The organism is Parachryseolinea silvisoli (assembly GCF_021190955.1).
GTDB classification, from domain to species: Bacteria; Bacteroidota; Bacteroidia; order Cytophagales; family Cyclobacteriaceae; genus Ohtaekwangia; species Ohtaekwangia silvisoli.
This window is the reverse complement of sequence record NZ_JAIOAO010000006.1, coordinates 253,446-270,833: the sequence shown is the minus strand read 5'-3', so window position 1 is coordinate 270,833 and position 17,388 is coordinate 253,446. Positions and strand designations below refer to the sequence as shown.

Here is a 17,388-nt window from a genome sequence, read left to right as displayed (position 1 = left end):
AGATAAAGAGAGCATATATGACCAACAAAATTCTCCTGACAATCATTATTCTGCTACTGGTCTGTGCGCTCATAGACTGGGTGTTACCGTCATCTATTGAATTCACATTTGACAACGTCTTGTTTCCCAGCCTTGCACTGTATGCAGGTCTTTTGATGATGCTGATCAACGGGACATTTGTGACCAGGCGTTATTATACAATAGCCCGGGCAGCGATTGCGGCATACATGCTAGGTGTTGTATTTAAAATCCTGCACCTAACAGGAGCAGATCAAATCCTGATAATATCGGTCCTTTTATTAGTCATCTTGTACACCCTTCACTTCGTTGCCAAACAGCGGAAGAAAGTACTAGACTACCTAAAGATGCTGACGGTAATCTTTCTGGCAGCGGCTCCGCTACGAATGCTGCACCTGGTGTCAGGCGAAATCCGGTATACATTGGACGTACTCCATACGATAATCTTTTGGATCACATTCCTGGTGTTCCTAAAAGTGCAGTGGAGTGAACGTAAGCAGACTGATGCCGCTTGACCCTAAGGCCGTCAGAAGAAAGGCGTAAAGCTATTTACCTTCAATACTTCCTTCATCGCCGCTTCTGCTTGTTTGTTTACATACCGGTAAGCAAAAGGCCCCATGCTGATACGCTTCAATCCCCACGACCCTAACACATCAAACGCCGGCAGCATTGGCATACACATTACGCTGACGGGCAACTTCGTAGTACTCGTCACGGTGCGGATATCTTTTTCCTCGGTCATGCAAGGGACAAACAAGCCGTGCACGCCGGTTTGCTCGTAGAGCCTGGCTCGGACAGTGGTTTCTTCCAATGCCGTTTCCAGGCCGAGGATAAAACCATCCGTACGGGTATTGATGAACAGCTTAATGTTTTGCTGTTCCATTTTATTGGTGATGGCCGACAACTGTTTCTGAAATTCTTCCGCGGGGCGAAGCACGGCTGTGCCCGGCAGGGTATCCTCCAGGTTGATGCCGGCTACGCCAACGTCGTGCAGCTTCTTGATATTCTCGACAATGCCGTCCGCAGTGCGTGCATAACCGGCCTCCAGGTCGACCGTTACTGGAATCTTTACAACTTCCGCAGTGCGTCGCGCCAGTCGAAGCAGGTCTTCGAATGAAACGTTCTCACCATCATCATATCCCAGCACCTGCGCTACCGCCTGGCTGGAGGTACCCACCGCAGCATAGCCGCTCTGCTCGAACAGCCGGGCGCTGTGCACATCCCAGGCGTTGCCCAGTACAAGCGGTTTTTCGTTTTGGTGTAGTTGGCGGAAGGTTTCAAAGGCGCTCATGGGATCGGTTGTTATTGTTTCATAAACCATTATACACGCAAAGGAAGATGCAAACGTTGTATTTGAATTGTAAAAATGCGAACAACCTGATTTTTTATCACCCTCCATCGCGTACGTGTAGGCCCGAACGTCTACTTTGTCTACATTCTTTTCTTTTGCCGTATAGACATACCTGACCTCGGGCGCCTGATACAATTTCTCCTCACGTACAACAACGGCAGGTTCCTCTGGTAAATCAGGTTTTATCCGTTCTTTCACGGGTGCCTCGTCCGAGTCGTGGGTTTCTTCGTCCCGCAAATCGTCATCAGCCGATCCATCCCTTCCCCGCAATGCCAGGATCTTCGCAGCCCCATAACGCGCTACCTCTTTAATTTTTCCGTTCTCCCGAAATGCGCCGTACTCTACGCCAACCGATAACATCAATGTCCATTGATCGTCCGGTGGCAGGGTATCTGTTGCTATCGTCAGTGTTGTCGCCGGCATACCTTCGAGGGAGGGACACCACTCCGTCGAGACCTCGCGTGAATAAAATTTTGGCGAATACCAGGCTGGTGGCAAATACTCTTTCTTCTGTATATTAAATGCCATATCGGGCACAATGCCGAGCGTCACAACAATGCGGAACATGGCGTGGTTGTTCTGAGGAAAGTAATTGATGCTCCGCTTTAATTCGGGTATATCCAACTGCGCGGTGCGTGTAGCACGATCCATCGTGTAGTAGATGGGATTTCGGATAACCGAATCGAACGTGGGATTGGTTTCGTTCATCGGAAATCCTTCCAGGATGCGGGCGTGTTCGGAGAGTATAATGTTGCGTTTGCCCCAGTCGCCAGTGCCATCTTGCAATTGCACCTGGCGCATGAGGCTATTGATATCGCTACCAAAATTATAGTCGGACAAGTGGCGAAGCTGGAGCAACCCCAGGCGTACATGCCGGCCCATCCGCGAGCAGCCGCCGAATTCAGACATCGTGCGGCGTACGTTGGCAAAATTTTCGCCCTTTCGCATGTGCTCTGGATTAGGGCCGCCTTTACGACGGACGATAATCTTGTCAAAACCGCGCATGCGGTAGGCGCTTAAGTCGGCTAGTTTTCCGGTAAAGGTGATTCCTTCGAGAAAGGGCATAACACTATAGATTTAGTAAAACGAATGATTTAACCTACAACAGCCGCCGGGTCATAACGGGTGTATGAAGCGAATATAGGAAATGTGAGTGATTAGCCTGTTATATGAATAGTTATAATTTTCAAAAAAAATATATTATAGATGGATATTCAATACCTTATATAGTATTGAATATCTATTAATAAAAACTTTATAAACTATTGAATATCTATTAAATATCCTGACTGTTGACTTACTCATACCGGAATAGTCCGGTATTCAGATACTATACGACTATAAGACTGGCGCCCGCAGTGAATTAGCGATAAAAGTGTTTTAGTGTTTATAAAAAGATGTGCAAAAAATGTGGACAACTTAAGGGCAGCCTTGCGCAGTTACCGCTACCATTATTGCTTTGCTGTGAAGCACTGTTTTGTCAAATACTGCTACCGCGAATAAAATACTCGCGACCGTTAATAGCGGTGAGAGTAATATTATGCTACCCCAGGCGTCTCGAAAACACTGGTCACACGGTCAGTAACTACAATTGGATCTGTTTATAGCCTTTAGAAGTTTTGAAGAAAAATTGGATCTTTTGGCAGCTCCTGATCGTAACCATCTTTTTGCAGCGTATCTGTAGCCAATTTGTACAATTATCTTTATCCCGGTGTTCAACGATTTCAACTGTCAGGGAAGTCTCCTATTGTTTATATTTAAAGATACGCAGAAAAAAGGCACATAGTGAGGCCCACCATGGGCATACACGTTATTATTGTGCTCCATAACCTTCGGTCGCTTCATGACCAAACTGTAAGAGTTCCGCATGCGAAGTATAAACCTTAAATAAAGTATGAAAAAAGGATTGTTGACCGCGATCGCACTGATATGCGTATCGTTTTTGAATCATTCCCTGGCGCAGCAGAAGCGCACAGTCCATTTGGTGGGATTTACCAACGAAAAAGGAGACGCTGCAGTGTACTGGAAGGATGGTGTCCGCACGGCACTTCCGATCGACGCCGGCTTCTCCAAATCTAAAGCGCATGGTATTTTCGTCCATGGCGGCGATGTCCACATTGTAGGATTTCAAAGTAACGGCAGCGAGCCAGCGGTGCGTTACTGGAAGAATGGAACGCCGGTATCCATTACATCAAACGGCGCCTTTCTGGAAGATGTGGCCGTGGTTGGGAGCGATGTATACATCGTAGGGAAGGAGTATGATAAAAAAGGCAACCGCTTTGCACAGTACTGGAAAAACGGTCAACCCTCTGCGCTGAACAAAAAGAAAACGGGTGAGATCAACGGACTGACCGTATCCGGCAGCGACGTTTATATCGTGGGCACGGAGAAGGCACTGGAAAAAAGCAAGTATAACTATTACCCTACCGTTGTTACGTATTGGAAAAATGGCCTGGCGACGTCGGTTTCGAGTGGCGAAACGGATGCCGTAGGATACGATATATTCATATCGGGCAATGACGTTTATGTAGCGGGCACGGAGCGCAGCCCCGCGATCGACGCCGCCAAGTATTGGAAGAACGGCACCGCGGTGATGCTGACGGATGGCAAGAAAGACGCCAGTGCGAAAGGCATATACGTATCTGGTAGTGATGTATACGTGGTAGGGTATACCACGCCGGAAGGGAAGTATACTGCTACACTCTGGAAGAACGGCGTTGCCACGGAGCTTGGGCCTCGTACCGCGTCATCGGCAGCACAGAAAGTGGTTGTTGTAGACGGCGACGTATATGTAGCCGGGTATGAAATGATCAACTCGAAGCCCGTCGCGCGGTGCTGGAAGAACGGCGTGCCCATGGAGGTTGACGGTGGCGGCGGCTCTATGGCTATGGCGTTGTTTGTGGAGTAAACGAAGTAACAAGGATATAGTAAAAATGCCCCGGATCCCGGGGCATTTTTTTTTAGAAATTCAGCATCTTAATGGCGGTGAGGGCCGCCTCTTCTCCTTTGTTGCCGTGTTTGCCACCGGCGCGGTCGAAGGCTTGTTGTTTGTCGAGGGTCGTCAATACGCCGAAGATGACGGGCTTGCGGGTCTTAATATTTACTTCGGTGATGCCGTAGGCTACGGCCTGGCAGATGTAATCGAAGTGTGGGGTCTCACCCTGGATGACGCAGCCCAGGCAGAGTACGGCGTCGATATTCTTTTCTTCGGCCTGCCAGAGGGCGCCGAGGGTGAGCTCGAAGGTGCCTGGTACATTCTTGCGGATGATATCTTTTTTCCTGACACCGTGTTTGAGCAGCGACTCTACGGCGCCGCTATAGAGCGCTTCCGTAATTTCGGAATTCCATTCGGCCACGACGATGGCAAATGTCTTTTTGGAGAGGTCTACATTGCTTTCTACACTTCCTGATGTTAATGAACCGGCCATCTGCAGGGTGGGGGTTAGGGTATAAATAAAAAAAGGATAGAAAAATCTATCCTTTCAAAAGTACGGCAAATACCTTAGGAATTGGGCTCCAGTCTCGCGCGGAATTTGCGGGCGTTCTGGAACTCGGATGACTCCCAGTATTGATTAATGATCTTGTCGTAAGCCTCCCGGGCCTTGTCATTTTGGTTCAGCTTCTCGTAGGCGAGAGCTTCCTTCATCAGGTAGGCGGGGGAGAAGTATTTGTTCTCTTTGTAATTGGCGGCCTTGTTGTAGAACTTGGCTGCGTCTTCATATTTTTCTTCTTCCATGTACGTGTCGCCGATGAGGCTATACGCACGGGCCTGTACCAGCAGGTCGTTGGAGCTGAAGTCTTCCAGGTGCAGGCGGGAAAGTTCGAATTTACCTTGCTTCAGGTATGCTACGCCGGCGTAGAAGTTGGCTAGCTTGGCAGCATCGGTCATACCGTAGTCGTCGGCGATGGTTCTAAAGCCGAGGGCGTTACCGTCACCGTTCAGCGCCAGGTTGAGGCTGTCCTGCTCGAAATAATACACGGCCTGGAACATTTCGCGTTGGGCTTCTTCTTCCTGTCCATTTTTCCAGTATTGGAAGCCAAAGTATCCAGCCACTGCGATGACCAGCACGACGGCGATTCCGATAAAAAGTTTGGCATTGTTCTCAACCCAGTTCTCGGCCCCCACCAATGTTTCCCGGATTACTTCCGGATTTTCCAGCAGTTCGTGCTTGTGTTCTTGTTTCTTAGCCATTGTATTCTATATAAAAGCCCTCCTGGGGTCAGGAGGGCTGCAAAACTACGAATTAGATCATATTAAACAAAAGACCGGACTTAGTCCATTACAAACGGGTAGTCCTGTTGTACGTAAACGTCGGTCAATGCTTCAGAAGGATCGGGGAAGTTCGATTCTTCCGCGAATTTCACGCTTTCTTCGACCGTTTGGACTATTTTATTATCGATGTCTTCCAGCTCTTTTTCGGTTGCGAGCTTCTTTTCCAGGATCGTTTTGCGGACTGCTTCAACCGGATCGCGCTGTTTGTACTGTTCAACCTCTTCTTTGCTGCGGTATTTCTGCGGGTCGGACATCGAGTGTCCTTTGTAGCGATAGGTTCTCAACTCCAGCAGGGTAGGGCCTTCACCGGCGCGGGCGCGCTCGGCGGCGTTGGCCACGGCAATGTGTACGGCTTCTACGTCCATGGCATTGACCGGCTCGGCGGGCATGTCATAGGCTTCGGCCAGGGTATAGAGCTCGTGTACGTTGGAGGTACGTTCTACCGAGGTACCCATGGCGTAGCCATTGTTTTCGATACAGAAAATGACGGGCAGTTTCCAGAGCATGGCCAGGTTGAGGGCCTCGTGGAAGGCACCCTGACGTACGGCGCCGTCGCCCATGTATGTGATGCAGAGGTTACCCGTCTTATTATATTTTTCGGCGAAGGCGATGCCGGCGCCCATGGGCACTTGCGCACCTACGATACCGTGACCACCGATGAAACCAACGGATTTATCAAAAATGTGCATGGAACCGCCTTTACCTTTGGTGGTGCCGGTTTCCTTGCCGTAAAGCTCGGCCATGATGGCCTTCGGGGCGGTGCCCAGCGCCAGGGGATGGCCGTGGTCGCGGTAGGCGGTGATCCACTTATCGCCTTTTCTCAGTGCCGAGGCGGCACCGGAGGCACAAGCTTCCTGACCAATATATAAGTGGCAAAATCCTTTGATCTTCTGCATGCCGTACAGCTGTCCTGCTTTCTCCTCAAACTTGCGCATGAGCTGCATGCTCTCATACCAGTACATGTAAGTCTCTTTCGAGAATTCTGTCTTTCCGCCCTTTTTTGCCGCGGCAGGCTCGCTTTTCGCTTTTGTTGTCGTAGCCATATCCCTATTTTTGATCCGAGTTGCGAAATTAACCCCCCAACGAACATTCGCCAAACTTTCCCGGCAATTCCTGATGTACCTCGCGAAACTTCATGTGCTGAATTTTAAGAATTACCCGGAATGCAACCTGGATTTTTCGCCTTCGGTGAATGTTTTTGTAGGCAAGAACGGCAGCGGCAAAACCAACCTGCTGGACGCCATTTATTCGCTCGCGTTTACCAAAAGCGCCTTTGCATCCTCCGACCAGCAGTGTATCCGTGCCGGGCAGGGCGCCTTTATGATAAAAGGTTTTTTTGAGAAGGAGGGCCGCGAATACGAGCTGGTCAGCGCAGTGCAGGTGGGGGCTAAAAAGGTCTTTCGCGAGGATCAGCAGGACTATGCCAGGCTGAGCGACCACATCGGCAAATATCCCGTTATTTTATTGGCGCCCGACGACGTCGATCTGGTGCGGGAGAGCAGCGAAGAACGGCGTAAGTTTTTTGATGGAATTATCGCGCAATTGGACAAGCGTTACCTGGAAGCGTTGATGCAATACAACCAGGCCCTCAAGCAGCGCAACAGTTTGCTGCGCATGTTCCAGGAGCGCGGCACGGCGGACTGGGTGATGCTCGAGTCGTACGACCACGTCCTGCAGCAGGCCGGGCAGGTGATCTTTACGCAGCGTGAAGCTTTTGCGGCCGAGTTCCTTCCGGTGTTTCAGAAGTATTACCGTTTTATTGTGGACGCCGTGGAAGAAACCGACCTGCAGTATGTTTCGAAGCTGCACGAGACGGACTTCGCCAGTGGGTTGATGAAGAACCGGCAAAAAGATTTGGCGTTGCAGCGTACCAGCTTTGGTATACATCGTGACGATTATCAGTTTACGTTGGGTGGCGGCGATCTGAAGCGTTTGGGCTCGCAGGGGCAGCAGAAATCTTTTGTGATCGCGTTGAAGCTGGCGCAGTACGAGGTCATGCTGCAGCACAAGGGATTTAAGCCCATATTATTATTGGATGATATTTTTGATAAGCTGGATGATTACCGGATCGCGCGGTTGTTGGAATTGGTAAAGGGCGATTTGGGGCAATTGTTTATTACGGATGCGCGGCCAGACCGAACGGACGCATTGCTCAAGTCGATCGACATGGCTGCGCGGGTGTTTACGGTAGACCGTGGGGAGATCCGCTAACTTCTTTTACCTTTGTGGCATGTCAAAACGGCGAAAAGACGGCAGGGACGATATTCAATCGGTAGGCGAGGCCATCCGGAGCATGTTGAATTCGTACCAGCTGACGACCAAGTATGACGAGGCTACGCTCATTGACTCGTGGGAACGGGTGGCGGGGCGGCCGATCGCGCGGCGCACGAAGAAACTGTACATTCGTAATAAAGTGTTGTTTGTAGAATTCGACTCTCCGACGATGCGTCATGATTTTTCGCTTTACCGTGCACAAGTGCTGGACATGTTCAAAAAAGAATTTGGTCCCGGGGTGATTACGGAGATTGTAGCCATGTAAAACGTGTGGAAAGGACAGGATGGGGTGGAAAAAACATAAAGATTTGAGGAAATTTCTCGCAGAAGTTTTGAAAAAGTGTAAAAGCGTATAATTTTGCACTCCTGTTTTTGAAGGCCCTCTAAAAAGGACAAAAAAACAGGAATCGTTCTTACTTGTTTATTGAAAGATTGGGGGAATACCAAAGCGGCCAACTGGGACAGACTGTAAATCTGTTGTCTTATGACTTCATAGGTTCGAATCCTATTTCCCCCACAGCGCCTACTTATGCTTTTCAGGTTAGGCAAAAATATGCCGATAGCAAAGCCTGCCCGCTGGCAGGCGGGGTGCTGGCGAGGACAACGGGAAGCATACCCGCCTTCGCGGAACATTTTCGGCGAAAGAATGCGGGAGTAGCTCAGTTGGTAGAGCGATAGCCTTCCAAGCTATAGGTCGCGGGTTCGAGCCTCGTCTCCCGCTCTTCGGAGCTGTTGTCCGTTAGACGTTTACTGCAAGTTTTTGCAGTTGACGGATAGCGTGTGACGGCTGTAATGCTGTTGTAGCTCAGTGGTAGAGCACTTCCTTGGTAAGGAAGAGGTCGTGAGTTCAATCCTCATCAACAGCTCTCTGGAAAGTGTTGATTTGTTCATTCGTTAATTAGTTGATTTGTTACGGAATCACTGAGTTAACCGATAGCCGATCAACGAATTGACATAGAACAGAACTTTAATAACTAACACTATTTACTTTAAAACTTTAACTGGGATTTTCAAATATGGCTAAAGAAACATTTGATCGTTCGAAACCCCACGTAAACGTGGGTACTATCGGTCACGTTGACCACGGTAAAACCACGCTGACAGCAGCAATTACAAAAGTGCTTGCGTCTAAAGGACTTGCTTCTATGCGTGACTTCTCTTCTATCGACAACGCTCCGGAAGAAAAAGAACGTGGTATCACTATCAATACTTCGCACGTGGAATATGCCACAGCGAACAGACACTACGCGCACGTTGATTGCCCTGGTCACGCCGACTATGTGAAGAACATGGTTACTGGTGCTGCTCAGATGGACGGTGCTATCCTCGTGGTGGCTGCTACAGACGGCCCTATGCCCCAGACTCGTGAGCACATCCTCCTGGCCCGTCAGGTAGGTGTACCTGCCCTGGTTGTATTCATGAACAAAGTCGATCTTGTTGATGACGAAGAATTGTTGGATCTGGTAGAGATGGAAGTTCGCGAACTGATGTCTGCTTACAGCTTCCCTGGCGATACTATGCCTGTAATCCGTGGCTCAGCATTGGGCGCGTTGAACGGCGAACCGAAATGGGTTGAGAAAGTTGAAGAACTGATGAAAGCTGTGGATGAGCATATTCCCCTGCCTGTTCGTCTGATCGATAAAGACTTCCTGATGCCTGTAGAAGACGTGTTCTCGATCACTGGTCGTGGTACAGTTGCTACGGGTCGTATCGAGCGCGGTGTTATCAACACTGGCGACGCAGTTGAGATCCTGGGTATGGGTGCAGAAAACCTGAAATCTACGATCACAGGTGTGGAAATGTTCCGCAAGATCCTCGACAGAGGTGAAGCTGGTGACAACGTAGGTCTGCTGCTCCGCGGTATTGAAAAAGAGCAAATCCGTCGTGGTATGGTTATCTGTAAGCCTGGTTCGGTTAAGCCGCACGCTAAGTTCAAGGCTGAAGTGTACGTACTGTCGAAAGAAGAAGGTGGTCGTCACACACCATTCTTCAACAAATACCGTCCTCAGTTCTATTTCCGTACAACCGACGTTACAGGCGAGTGTAAGCTTCCTGCCGGTGTGGAAATGGTTATGCCTGGCGACAACATCTCGATTGAAGTTGAGCTGATCAACAAAATCGCGATGGAGAAAGGTCTCCGTTTCGCTATCCGTGAAGGTGGCCGTACGGTAGGATCTGGTCAGGTAACTGAGATCATCGACTAATCGTCTGATTATCAATAACAAAGCGTTCTTGGAATAATTTTCAAGAACGCTTTTATTTTCCTGCCAATTCTTCTATTTTTGCAGTCCCTTTTTGGGCCGAGTGACATCGGTGTGGGGATCAGGTTGTTGGAGCAAGGGATTTAAATAAACGGGTATAGCTCACCCCGATAGCTATCGGGAGGTAGAGTAAACTCAAAAACGGGTGTAGCTCAATTGGTAGAGTAGTGGTCTCCAAAACCATTGGCTGGGAGTTCGAGTCTCTCCACCCGTGCTAGAATCGAGGTTTACAAGGGAAAAGCGGAAGCTTTTTCAGATACAAACGACAGAATCACATGGAGAAGTTAAAAACCTATTTCGCAGAGTCCTGGGACGAGATCAAGAACAAAGTGACTTGGTCGAAGTACAGTGAATTGCAAAGCAGTGCAATCCTGGTGCTGGTGGCATCGACACTTTTTGCACTGGTGATTGGTGCGATCGACTGGGTTTTCAAGACCGGTCTTCAGATCTATTACAAAGGCGAATTTTAAACAGAAACAATGGGCGAGCTGAAATGGTATGTTCTCAGGGTCGTCAGTGGCCAGGAAAAGAAGGTTAAGTCCTACCTGGAGACTGAGATCGAGCGTTCCAAGCTGGCGGACTTTGTCCCCCAGGTGCTGATCCCTTCTGAAAAAGTATATGAAATGAGAAACGGAAAGAAGCGTGTTCGTGAGCGCAACTTTTTTCCGGGTTACGTACTCGTTTCAGCAGATCTCTCGAATGGGGAGGCATATCACGCGGTGAACACAATTCCCGGTGTGATCGGTTTCCTCGGCAACAACGGCACCGGGGCTTCCAAGGATCCAGTATCTCTTCGTCAATCAGAGGTTAACCGGATTCTCGGTAAAGTTGAAGAGATTGACGAACTCGATGAAAAACTCGAGACACCATTTATCAAAGGTGAGTCCGTGAAAGTAATGGATGGTCCATTCAGCGGGTTTACCGGGACAGTTGAGGAGATTTTTGAAGACAAAAAGAAACTCAATGTAATGGTGAAAATTTTTGGCCGGAATACTCCGGTGGAATTAAGTTACATGCAGGTAGAAAAGCTAGAATAAGATAACATGGCAAAAGAGATTATTGGTTATCTGAAATTACAGGTAAAGGGCGGGGCAGCAAACCCGGCACCTCCGATTGGTCCTGCGTTGGGTTCCAAAGGTCTGAACATCATGGACTTTTGTAAGCAATTCAATGCTCGTACGCAAGACAAACCCGGACAAGTGCTTCCTGTTTTGATCAGCATTTACAACGACAAGTCGTTTGATTTTGTGATCAAGACACCCCCCGCAGCGAACCTGATTTTGGACGCCGCAAAGAAGCAAAAAGGCTCTGCTGAGCCGAACCGCAACAAGGTGGGCTCTATTACCTGGGAACAGGTGAAGGCCATCGCAGAAACCAAAATGCCAGATCTCAATGCCTTCAAGGTTGAGTCGGCCATGAAAATGGTGGCAGGTACTGCTAGAAGCTTAGGTATTACCGTATCAGGAACTCCCCCGTGGGATAAATAATCAGGGCAATGGCGAAGATTTCAAAGAACAGAAAAGCAGTCCTTGCTAAAGTAGACCGGGAGAAAGAATACTCTCTGGAAGATGCAGCAAAAGTTTTGAAGGACATTTCCTTTACAAAATTTGATGCATCGGTTGATCTTGACATTCGCTTGGGTGTAGACCCGAAGAAGTCGGATCAAATGGTTCGTGGCGTGGTGGCATTGCCCCACGGCATTGGTAAAGATGTTCGTGTATTGGTGCTTTGCACGCCTGACAAAGTTCAGGATGCGAAAGACGCCGGCGCGGATCACGTAGGCCTGGATGATTATATCCAGAAGATCGAAGGTGGCTGGACAGATATCGATGTGATCATCTGTACTCCTACTGTCATGGCAAAGGTTGGTAAGCTGGGTAAAGTACTCGGTCCGAGAGGCCTCATGCCGAATCCTAAATCAGGAACTGTTACGCTCGAAGTCGGGAAAGCCGTGAAAGAAGTAAAAGCGGGTAAGATCGACTTCAAAATTGATAAGCAAGGCATCATCCACGTCGGCATTGGCAGAGCTTCCTTCTCGGCGGATAAAATCCGGGACAATGCTGTGGAGATGATCAATGTTGTTGCCAAACTGAAACCGTCCTCTGCGAAAGGTGAGTATTTCAAAAGCATCACTATTTCGACTACTATGAGTCCGGGTCTGACGGTTGACAAAAACTCTATTGCTGGCATTTAAGCATCCAACGACATGACGAGAGAAGAAAAATCACAGATTATCGAGGAGCTTTCAGAGAAGTTTGCCAACAATGCCCACTTCTATATTACTGATGCAGGTGGCTTCACTGTCGCACAGATCAATAATTTTAGAAGACTGTGTTTCAAAAGCGGTATCGAATATAAAGTGTATAAAAACACCTTGATTCAGAAAGCGCTGGAGAAGCAAGAAGGCACTGACTACTCGCCCTTGTTCGGCGCACTCGCAGGTTTCTCAGGAGTAATGTTCTCCAAAGAAATCGGCAATCTGCCCGCCAAGATTATTAAAGAGTTCCGTCAGAAAATGGAAGGCAAGCCTGTTTTGAAAGCGGCTTCCATCAACTCCGACCTGTTTATCGGGGACGAGAACCTTACTACGCTAGTCGAACTGAAGTCGAAGAACGAACTTATTGGCGACGTTATTGCAGCCCTGCAAGCACCTGCCAAGAACGTTATTTCTGCTCTTCAAAATGGCAGCAAGAACACCGTGGCCGGCCTGGTAAAAGCGCTGGAAGAACGCGGGAACAAATAATTTATTAACTCACTAGAATTCTTAAAACTTACAAAAATGGCTGATATTAAAGCAATCGGAGATCAACTCGTTGACCTCACCGTTAAAGAAGTTACCGAACTGGCTTCTTACCTGAAAGAAACCTATGGTATTGAACCTGCCGCTGCAGCTGTTGTAGCAGGTCCTGCTGCTGGTGGTGGTGGTGCCGCTGCAGCTGCTGAAAAGACTAACTTTGACGTGGTACTGAAGGCTGCTGGCCCGAACAAGCTTCAAATCGTGAAACTGGTGAAAGACCTGACAGGTCTTGGCCTGAAAGAAGCTAAAGATATGGTAGACGGCGCTCCGAAAACTATCAAAGAAGGCTTACCGAAGGACGAAGCAGAGAACCTGAAGAAGCAACTCGTTGAGGCTGGTGCCGAAGTTGAGCTGAAGTAATTCTTCTGCAGACGAAGAGTACCGTCTGAAAGCTTCGGTTAGACCCTGTGTCTTTCCCGACTCCGATAAAATCGGGGTCGGGATGGACAGGGTCTATTCCTGTTTGTACTCATTATTTCTTACTGTTCTCCGTCCGGGATCAAAGAACTTAAACGTTAAATCACCTTGGCAAAGAAGACAATTAACGGTAGAATCGACTTCTCAGGCATTGAGAAGATCCTCGAATACCCCGATTTTCTGGACCTTCAACTCCAGTCTTTCAAAGATTTCTTACAGATTGAAACGCCAGCCGAAAAAAGACAGAACGAAGGTCTTTATAAGGTTTTTGCAGAAAATTTCCCGATTAGCGACTCGCGTGAAAACTTCGTGCTGGAGTTTGTAGACTATACGATTGATCCGCCGAAGTACTCGGTTGACGAGTGCATTGACCGCGGATTGACATTCTCCGTACCCCTGAAGGCCAAGCTTCGCCTGACCTGTAACGACGAGGATAACGAAGATTTTGAAACCATTGAGCAAGAAGTATTTCTCGGCAATATCCCGTATATGACCGAGAAGGGCTCGTTTGTGATCAATGGCGCCGAGCGTGTTATTGTATCGCAGCTGCACCGTTCACCCGGTGTATTCTTCGCGATGAGCAAGCACACTAACGGTACGAAACTGTACTCTGCCCGGATCATTCCGTTCAAAGGCTCGTGGATCGAGTTTGCGACCGACGTGAACGCGGTGATGTACGCATACATTGACCGGAAGAAGAAATTCCCCGTTACCACCCTGCTCCGCGCGATCGGGTATGGTTCGGATAAAGATATCCTCGACCTCTTCGGCCTGTCTGAAGAAGTGGAGGCAAACAAAAACACGCTGAAGAAAATTGTCGGCCGCAAGCTGGCAGCCCGGGTGCTGAAAACCTGGACAGAAGACTTCGTGGACGAAGATACCGGTGAAGTGGTGTCGATCGACCGTAACGAAGTGTTGCTGGAGCGTGACCATAGCATTGAAGCAGAAGATGTAGACATTATCGTAGAGTCAGGCGTGAAGTCCATCATCCTGCACCGCGACGATATCAACATCGCCGACTATAACATCATCTTCAACACGCTGGCAAAAGATACTTCCAACTCTGAGAAAGAGGCTGTGGAGTACATCTATCGTCAGTTGCGGAATACAGAAGCTCCGGATGAGCAAACTGCCCGTGATATCATCAACAGCTTGTTCTTTAGCGAGAAGCGTTATGATCTGGGTGAAGTAGGCCGTTACCGGATTAACAAAAAGCTTGGCCTGGACATCAGCTCTGACCAGCGCGTACTGACGAAAGAGGATATCATCCTGATCGTGAAGTACCTGATCGGTCTGATCAACTCCAAGGCGCTGATCGACGACATTGACCACTTGAGCAACCGTCGCGTACGTACAGTAGGCGAGCAGTTATACTCACAGTTCGGTGTAGGTCTGGCGCGTATGGCCCGTACGATCAAAGAAAGAATGAACGTACGCGACAACGAAGACTTCAAACCGGTAGACCTGATCAACGCCCGCACACTGTCGTCGGTGATCAACTCGTTCTTCGGTACGAACCAGCTGTCGCAGTTCATGGACCAAACCAACCCGCTGGCCGAGATCACGCACAAGCGTCGGATGTCGGCACTCGGTCCCGGTGGTCTGTCGCGCGAACGCGCAGGCTTCGAAGTTCGAGATGTACACTACACGCACTATGGCCGTCTGTGTACAATCGAAACGCCGGAAGGTCCGAACATCGGTCTGATCTCGTCACTCTGCGTTCACGCCAAGGTGAACAAGATGGGCTTTATCGAGACCCCGTACCGTCGCGTAGAAGATGGTAAAGTAAAAGTAAAAGAGCCGGTTGTGTTCCTGACGGCCGAGGAAGAAGATACAAACTACATCGCCCAGGCGAAGATGCAACTGAAGCCGAACGGCGAGTTTGTAGACGAGAAGATGAAGGCGCGTTTCGAGGGTGACTTCCCGGTGATCGAGCCGAAGGAGCTGAAGTATATGGACATTGCGCCGAACCAGATTGTGTCGGTGGCCGCGTCGATGATTCCGTTCCTGGAGCACGACGATGCGAACCGTGCGCTGATGGGCTCGAACATGCAACGCCAGGCGGTACCGCTGATGCGGCCGCAGGCGCCGATCGTGGGTACTGGTCTGGAAGGCCGTGTAGCCCTGGATTCACGCGCACTGGTATTGGCAGAAGGCGACGGCGTGGTGGACTTTGTCGATGCGAAGAAGATCACGATCAAATACGAAATTACCGAGGAGCAACGCCTGGTAAGCTTCGACAACGAATACCGCACGTACAACCTGATCAAGTTCAGAAGAACCAACCAGGATACGTGTATCAACCTGACCCCGCTGGTGTTCAAAGGCCAGAAGGTGGTAAAAGGCCAGCCGCTGTGCCAGGGGTATGCTACCCAGAACGGCGAGCTTGCCCTGGGCCGCAACCTGCTGGTGGCGTACATGCCGTGGCAAGGTTACAACTTCGAGGATGCGATCGTAATTTCGGAGAAGGTGGTGCAAGACGACGTGTACACGTCGATCCACATCGAAGAATTCGAGCTCGAAGTACGCGACACGAAGCGTGGTGAAGAAGAACTTACTTCTGAAATCCCGAACGTGAGCGAAGAGGCTGTGAAGAACCTCGACGAGAACGGTATCATTCGCATCGGTGCTGAAGTTCGCGAAGGCGACATTCTGATCGGTAAGATTACACCGAAAGGTGAGACCGACCCGACGCCGGAAGAAAAACTGCTCCGTGCGATCTTCGGTGACAAAGCCGGTGATGTGAAAGATGCTTCCATGAAGGCACCTCCGTCACTGAAAGGTGTTGTTATCGATACCAAACTCTTCTCTCGTCCGAAGCGCGACAAAGATGTGCGCACGAAGTCGAAGAAGGAGCTGGATGCGCTGAAGAACAAATACAGCAAGCAGCTGGCTGATCTCCGCGAGGAAATGATCAAGAAGCTGACGGTGCTGCTGAACGGCAAGACCAGCAACGGTGTGAAGCACAAGTTCGGTGATGAGTTGGTGAGCAAGGGTGTGAAATTCTCGGCCAAGGTGATCGAGAACAACCTGTTCCCCGACAAGAACATCTACCGTGACGAAAGCAACTACAACGTTCCGGAAGAAGTGAACCTGATCTCCGACGTAAGCCTGGAGAACTGGACAAGCGAAGAGCACACCAACGAGCTGATCGGCCAGATGGTGAAGTTCTATATCATCAAGCGTAACACCTACGCCGGCGAGTTTAAGCGCGAGCGCTTTACGCTGGAAGTAGGGGACGAGCTGCCGACGGGTATCGTACAACTTGCGAAAGTATATATTGCCAAGAAGCGCAAGCTGAAAGTTGGTGATAAGATGGCGGGTCGCCACGGTAACAAAGGTGTTGTGGCGCGTATCGTACGCGAGGAAGACATGCCGTTCCTGGAAGACGGTACACCGGTAGATATCTGTTTGAACCCGCTGGGCGTACCGTCGCGTATGAACCTGGGTCAGATCTACGAAACTGTACTGGCATGGGCCGGTCTGAAGCTGGGCCGCAAGTATGCGACGCCGATCTTCGACGGTGCTTCGTTGGACGAGGTACAAGCCGAGCTGAAAGAAGCGGGTCTGCCGCCATACGGTCGTACATACCTGTACGATGGTCTGACAGGCGACAAGTTCGACCAGCCGGTAACGGTAGGGGTGGCGTACATGCTGAAACTCGGTCACTTGGTGGACGATAAGATGCACGCACGTTCCATCGGGCCTTACTCGCTCATCACGCAGCAACCGCTGGGTGGTAAGGCGCAGTTCGGTGGCCAGCGTTTCGGAGAGATGGAAGTATGGGCGATCGAGGCCTTTGGTGCTTCGAACATCCTGCAGGAGATCCTGACCATCAAATCCGACGACGTGATCGGCCGTGCGAAGGCGTACGAAGCGATTGTGAAGGGCGAGAACATGCGCAAACCCAATATTCCTGAGTCGTTCAACGTGTTGGTGCACGAGCTCAGAGGTTTGGCGCTTGAGATCACCATGGACTAATTAGGGTATATATTAT

Annotated in this window: 16 protein-coding genes and 4 tRNA genes; 16 read left to right on the top strand and 4 right to left on the bottom strand. The window is 49.7% G+C overall.

The features are described 5' to 3' along the window. The first annotated feature begins 17 nt into the window (after window positions 1-17). On the top strand, window positions 18-533 hold the full coding sequence (locus tag K7P01_RS28680; protein WP_267298027.1) for a hypothetical protein: 516 nt from the start codon (window positions 18-20) through the stop codon (window positions 531-533). 11 nt (window positions 534-544) lie between these two features. Here K7P01_RS28680 and K7P01_RS28675 read toward each other — a convergent pair whose 3' ends face one another. Continuing rightward, on the bottom strand, window positions 545-2,434 hold the full coding sequence (locus K7P01_RS28675; protein WP_267298026.1) for an isocitrate lyase/PEP mutase family protein: 1,890 nt from the start codon (window positions 2,432-2,434) through the stop codon (window positions 545-547). Between the two features lie 829 nt (window positions 2,435-3,263). Here K7P01_RS28675 and K7P01_RS28670 point away from each other — a divergent pair. Continuing rightward, complete coding sequence (locus tag K7P01_RS28670) at window positions 3,264-4,277, top strand: hypothetical protein (RefSeq protein ID WP_267298025.1); 1,014 nt, start codon at window positions 3,264-3,266, stop codon at window positions 4,275-4,277. Window positions 4,278-4,329: 52 nt separating this feature from the next. Here K7P01_RS28670 and ribH read toward each other — a convergent pair whose 3' ends face one another. From ribH to pdhA, 3 genes are all read right to left on the bottom strand, one after another. After that, the gene (gene ribH / locus K7P01_RS28665; protein ID WP_267298024.1) at window positions 4,330-4,797 is read right to left on the bottom strand and encodes a 6,7-dimethyl-8-ribityllumazine synthase; all 468 of its coding nucleotides are present in this window, start codon (window positions 4,795-4,797) and stop codon (window positions 4,330-4,332) included. Between the two features lie 74 nt (window positions 4,798-4,871). Next, window positions 4,872-5,561, bottom strand: a complete 690-nt coding sequence (locus tag K7P01_RS28660) for a YfgM family protein (RefSeq protein WP_267298023.1) — start codon at window positions 5,559-5,561, stop codon at window positions 4,872-4,874. An 80-nt stretch (window positions 5,562-5,641) separates the two neighbouring features. Further along, window positions 5,642-6,685, bottom strand: a complete 1,044-nt coding sequence (gene pdhA, locus K7P01_RS28655) for a pyruvate dehydrogenase (acetyl-transferring) E1 component subunit alpha (protein ID WP_267298022.1) — start codon at window positions 6,683-6,685, stop codon at window positions 5,642-5,644. Window positions 6,686-6,758: 73 nt separating this feature from the next. On the opposite strand from pdhA, the gene recF reads away from it, so the two are divergent. The 14 genes from recF to rpoB all read left to right on the top strand — a co-directional run bounded on the left by recF (window position 6,759) and on the right by rpoB (window position 17,372). Beyond that, the gene (gene recF / locus K7P01_RS28650) at window positions 6,759-7,853 is read left to right on the top strand and encodes a DNA replication/repair protein RecF (protein WP_267298021.1); all 1,095 of its coding nucleotides are present in this window, start codon (window positions 6,759-6,761) and stop codon (window positions 7,851-7,853) included. A gap of 19 nt (window positions 7,854-7,872) precedes the next feature. Next, window positions 7,873-8,181: a DUF721 domain-containing protein gene (locus K7P01_RS28645; RefSeq protein WP_267298020.1), complete on the top strand. Its 309-nt coding sequence runs from the start codon at window positions 7,873-7,875 to the stop codon at window positions 8,179-8,181. A gap of 169 nt (window positions 8,182-8,350) precedes the next feature. Next, window positions 8,351-8,433, top strand: a tRNA-Tyr gene (locus K7P01_RS28640). A 131-nt stretch (window positions 8,434-8,564) separates the two neighbouring features. Then, window positions 8,565-8,637, top strand: a tRNA-Gly gene (locus K7P01_RS28635). 73 nt (window positions 8,638-8,710) lie between these two features. Further along, window positions 8,711-8,782 (top strand) — tRNA-Thr (locus K7P01_RS28630). 150 nt (window positions 8,783-8,932) lie between these two features. Then, window positions 8,933-10,120: an elongation factor Tu gene (tuf, locus tag K7P01_RS28625; RefSeq protein WP_267298019.1), complete on the top strand. Its 1,188-nt coding sequence runs from the start codon at window positions 8,933-8,935 to the stop codon at window positions 10,118-10,120. A 198-nt stretch (window positions 10,121-10,318) separates the two neighbouring features. After that, window positions 10,319-10,391: transfer RNA gene (locus tag K7P01_RS28620), tRNA-Trp, on the top strand. A 61-nt stretch (window positions 10,392-10,452) separates the two neighbouring features. Beyond that, on the top strand, window positions 10,453-10,647 hold the full coding sequence (gene secE / locus K7P01_RS28615; protein ID WP_267298018.1) for a preprotein translocase subunit SecE: 195 nt from the start codon (window positions 10,453-10,455) through the stop codon (window positions 10,645-10,647). A 9-nt stretch (window positions 10,648-10,656) separates the two neighbouring features. Then, a complete protein-coding gene (gene nusG, locus K7P01_RS28610) occupies window positions 10,657-11,214 on the top strand; it encodes a transcription termination/antitermination protein NusG (RefSeq protein ID WP_254085956.1) in 558 nt (185 codons plus the stop codon). Between the two features lie 6 nt (window positions 11,215-11,220). Continuing rightward, window positions 11,221-11,664: a 50S ribosomal protein L11 gene (rplK, locus tag K7P01_RS28605; protein WP_254085955.1), complete on the top strand. Its 444-nt coding sequence runs from the start codon at window positions 11,221-11,223 to the stop codon at window positions 11,662-11,664. 8 nt (window positions 11,665-11,672) lie between these two features. Beyond that, the gene (gene rplA, locus K7P01_RS28600; RefSeq protein WP_267298017.1) at window positions 11,673-12,371 is read left to right on the top strand and encodes a 50S ribosomal protein L1; all 699 of its coding nucleotides are present in this window, start codon (window positions 11,673-11,675) and stop codon (window positions 12,369-12,371) included. A gap of 12 nt (window positions 12,372-12,383) precedes the next feature. Beyond that, the gene (rplJ, locus tag K7P01_RS28595) at window positions 12,384-12,920 is read left to right on the top strand and encodes a 50S ribosomal protein L10 (RefSeq protein WP_254085953.1); all 537 of its coding nucleotides are present in this window, start codon (window positions 12,384-12,386) and stop codon (window positions 12,918-12,920) included. Between the two features lie 36 nt (window positions 12,921-12,956). Next, window positions 12,957-13,334, top strand: a complete 378-nt coding sequence (gene rplL / locus K7P01_RS28590) for a 50S ribosomal protein L7/L12 (protein WP_254085952.1) — start codon at window positions 12,957-12,959, stop codon at window positions 13,332-13,334. 165 nt (window positions 13,335-13,499) lie between these two features. Further along, on the top strand, window positions 13,500-17,372 hold the full coding sequence (gene rpoB, locus K7P01_RS28585; RefSeq protein WP_267298016.1) for a DNA-directed RNA polymerase subunit beta: 3,873 nt from the start codon (window positions 13,500-13,502) through the stop codon (window positions 17,370-17,372). The last annotated feature ends 16 nt before the right edge of the window (window positions 17,373-17,388 follow it).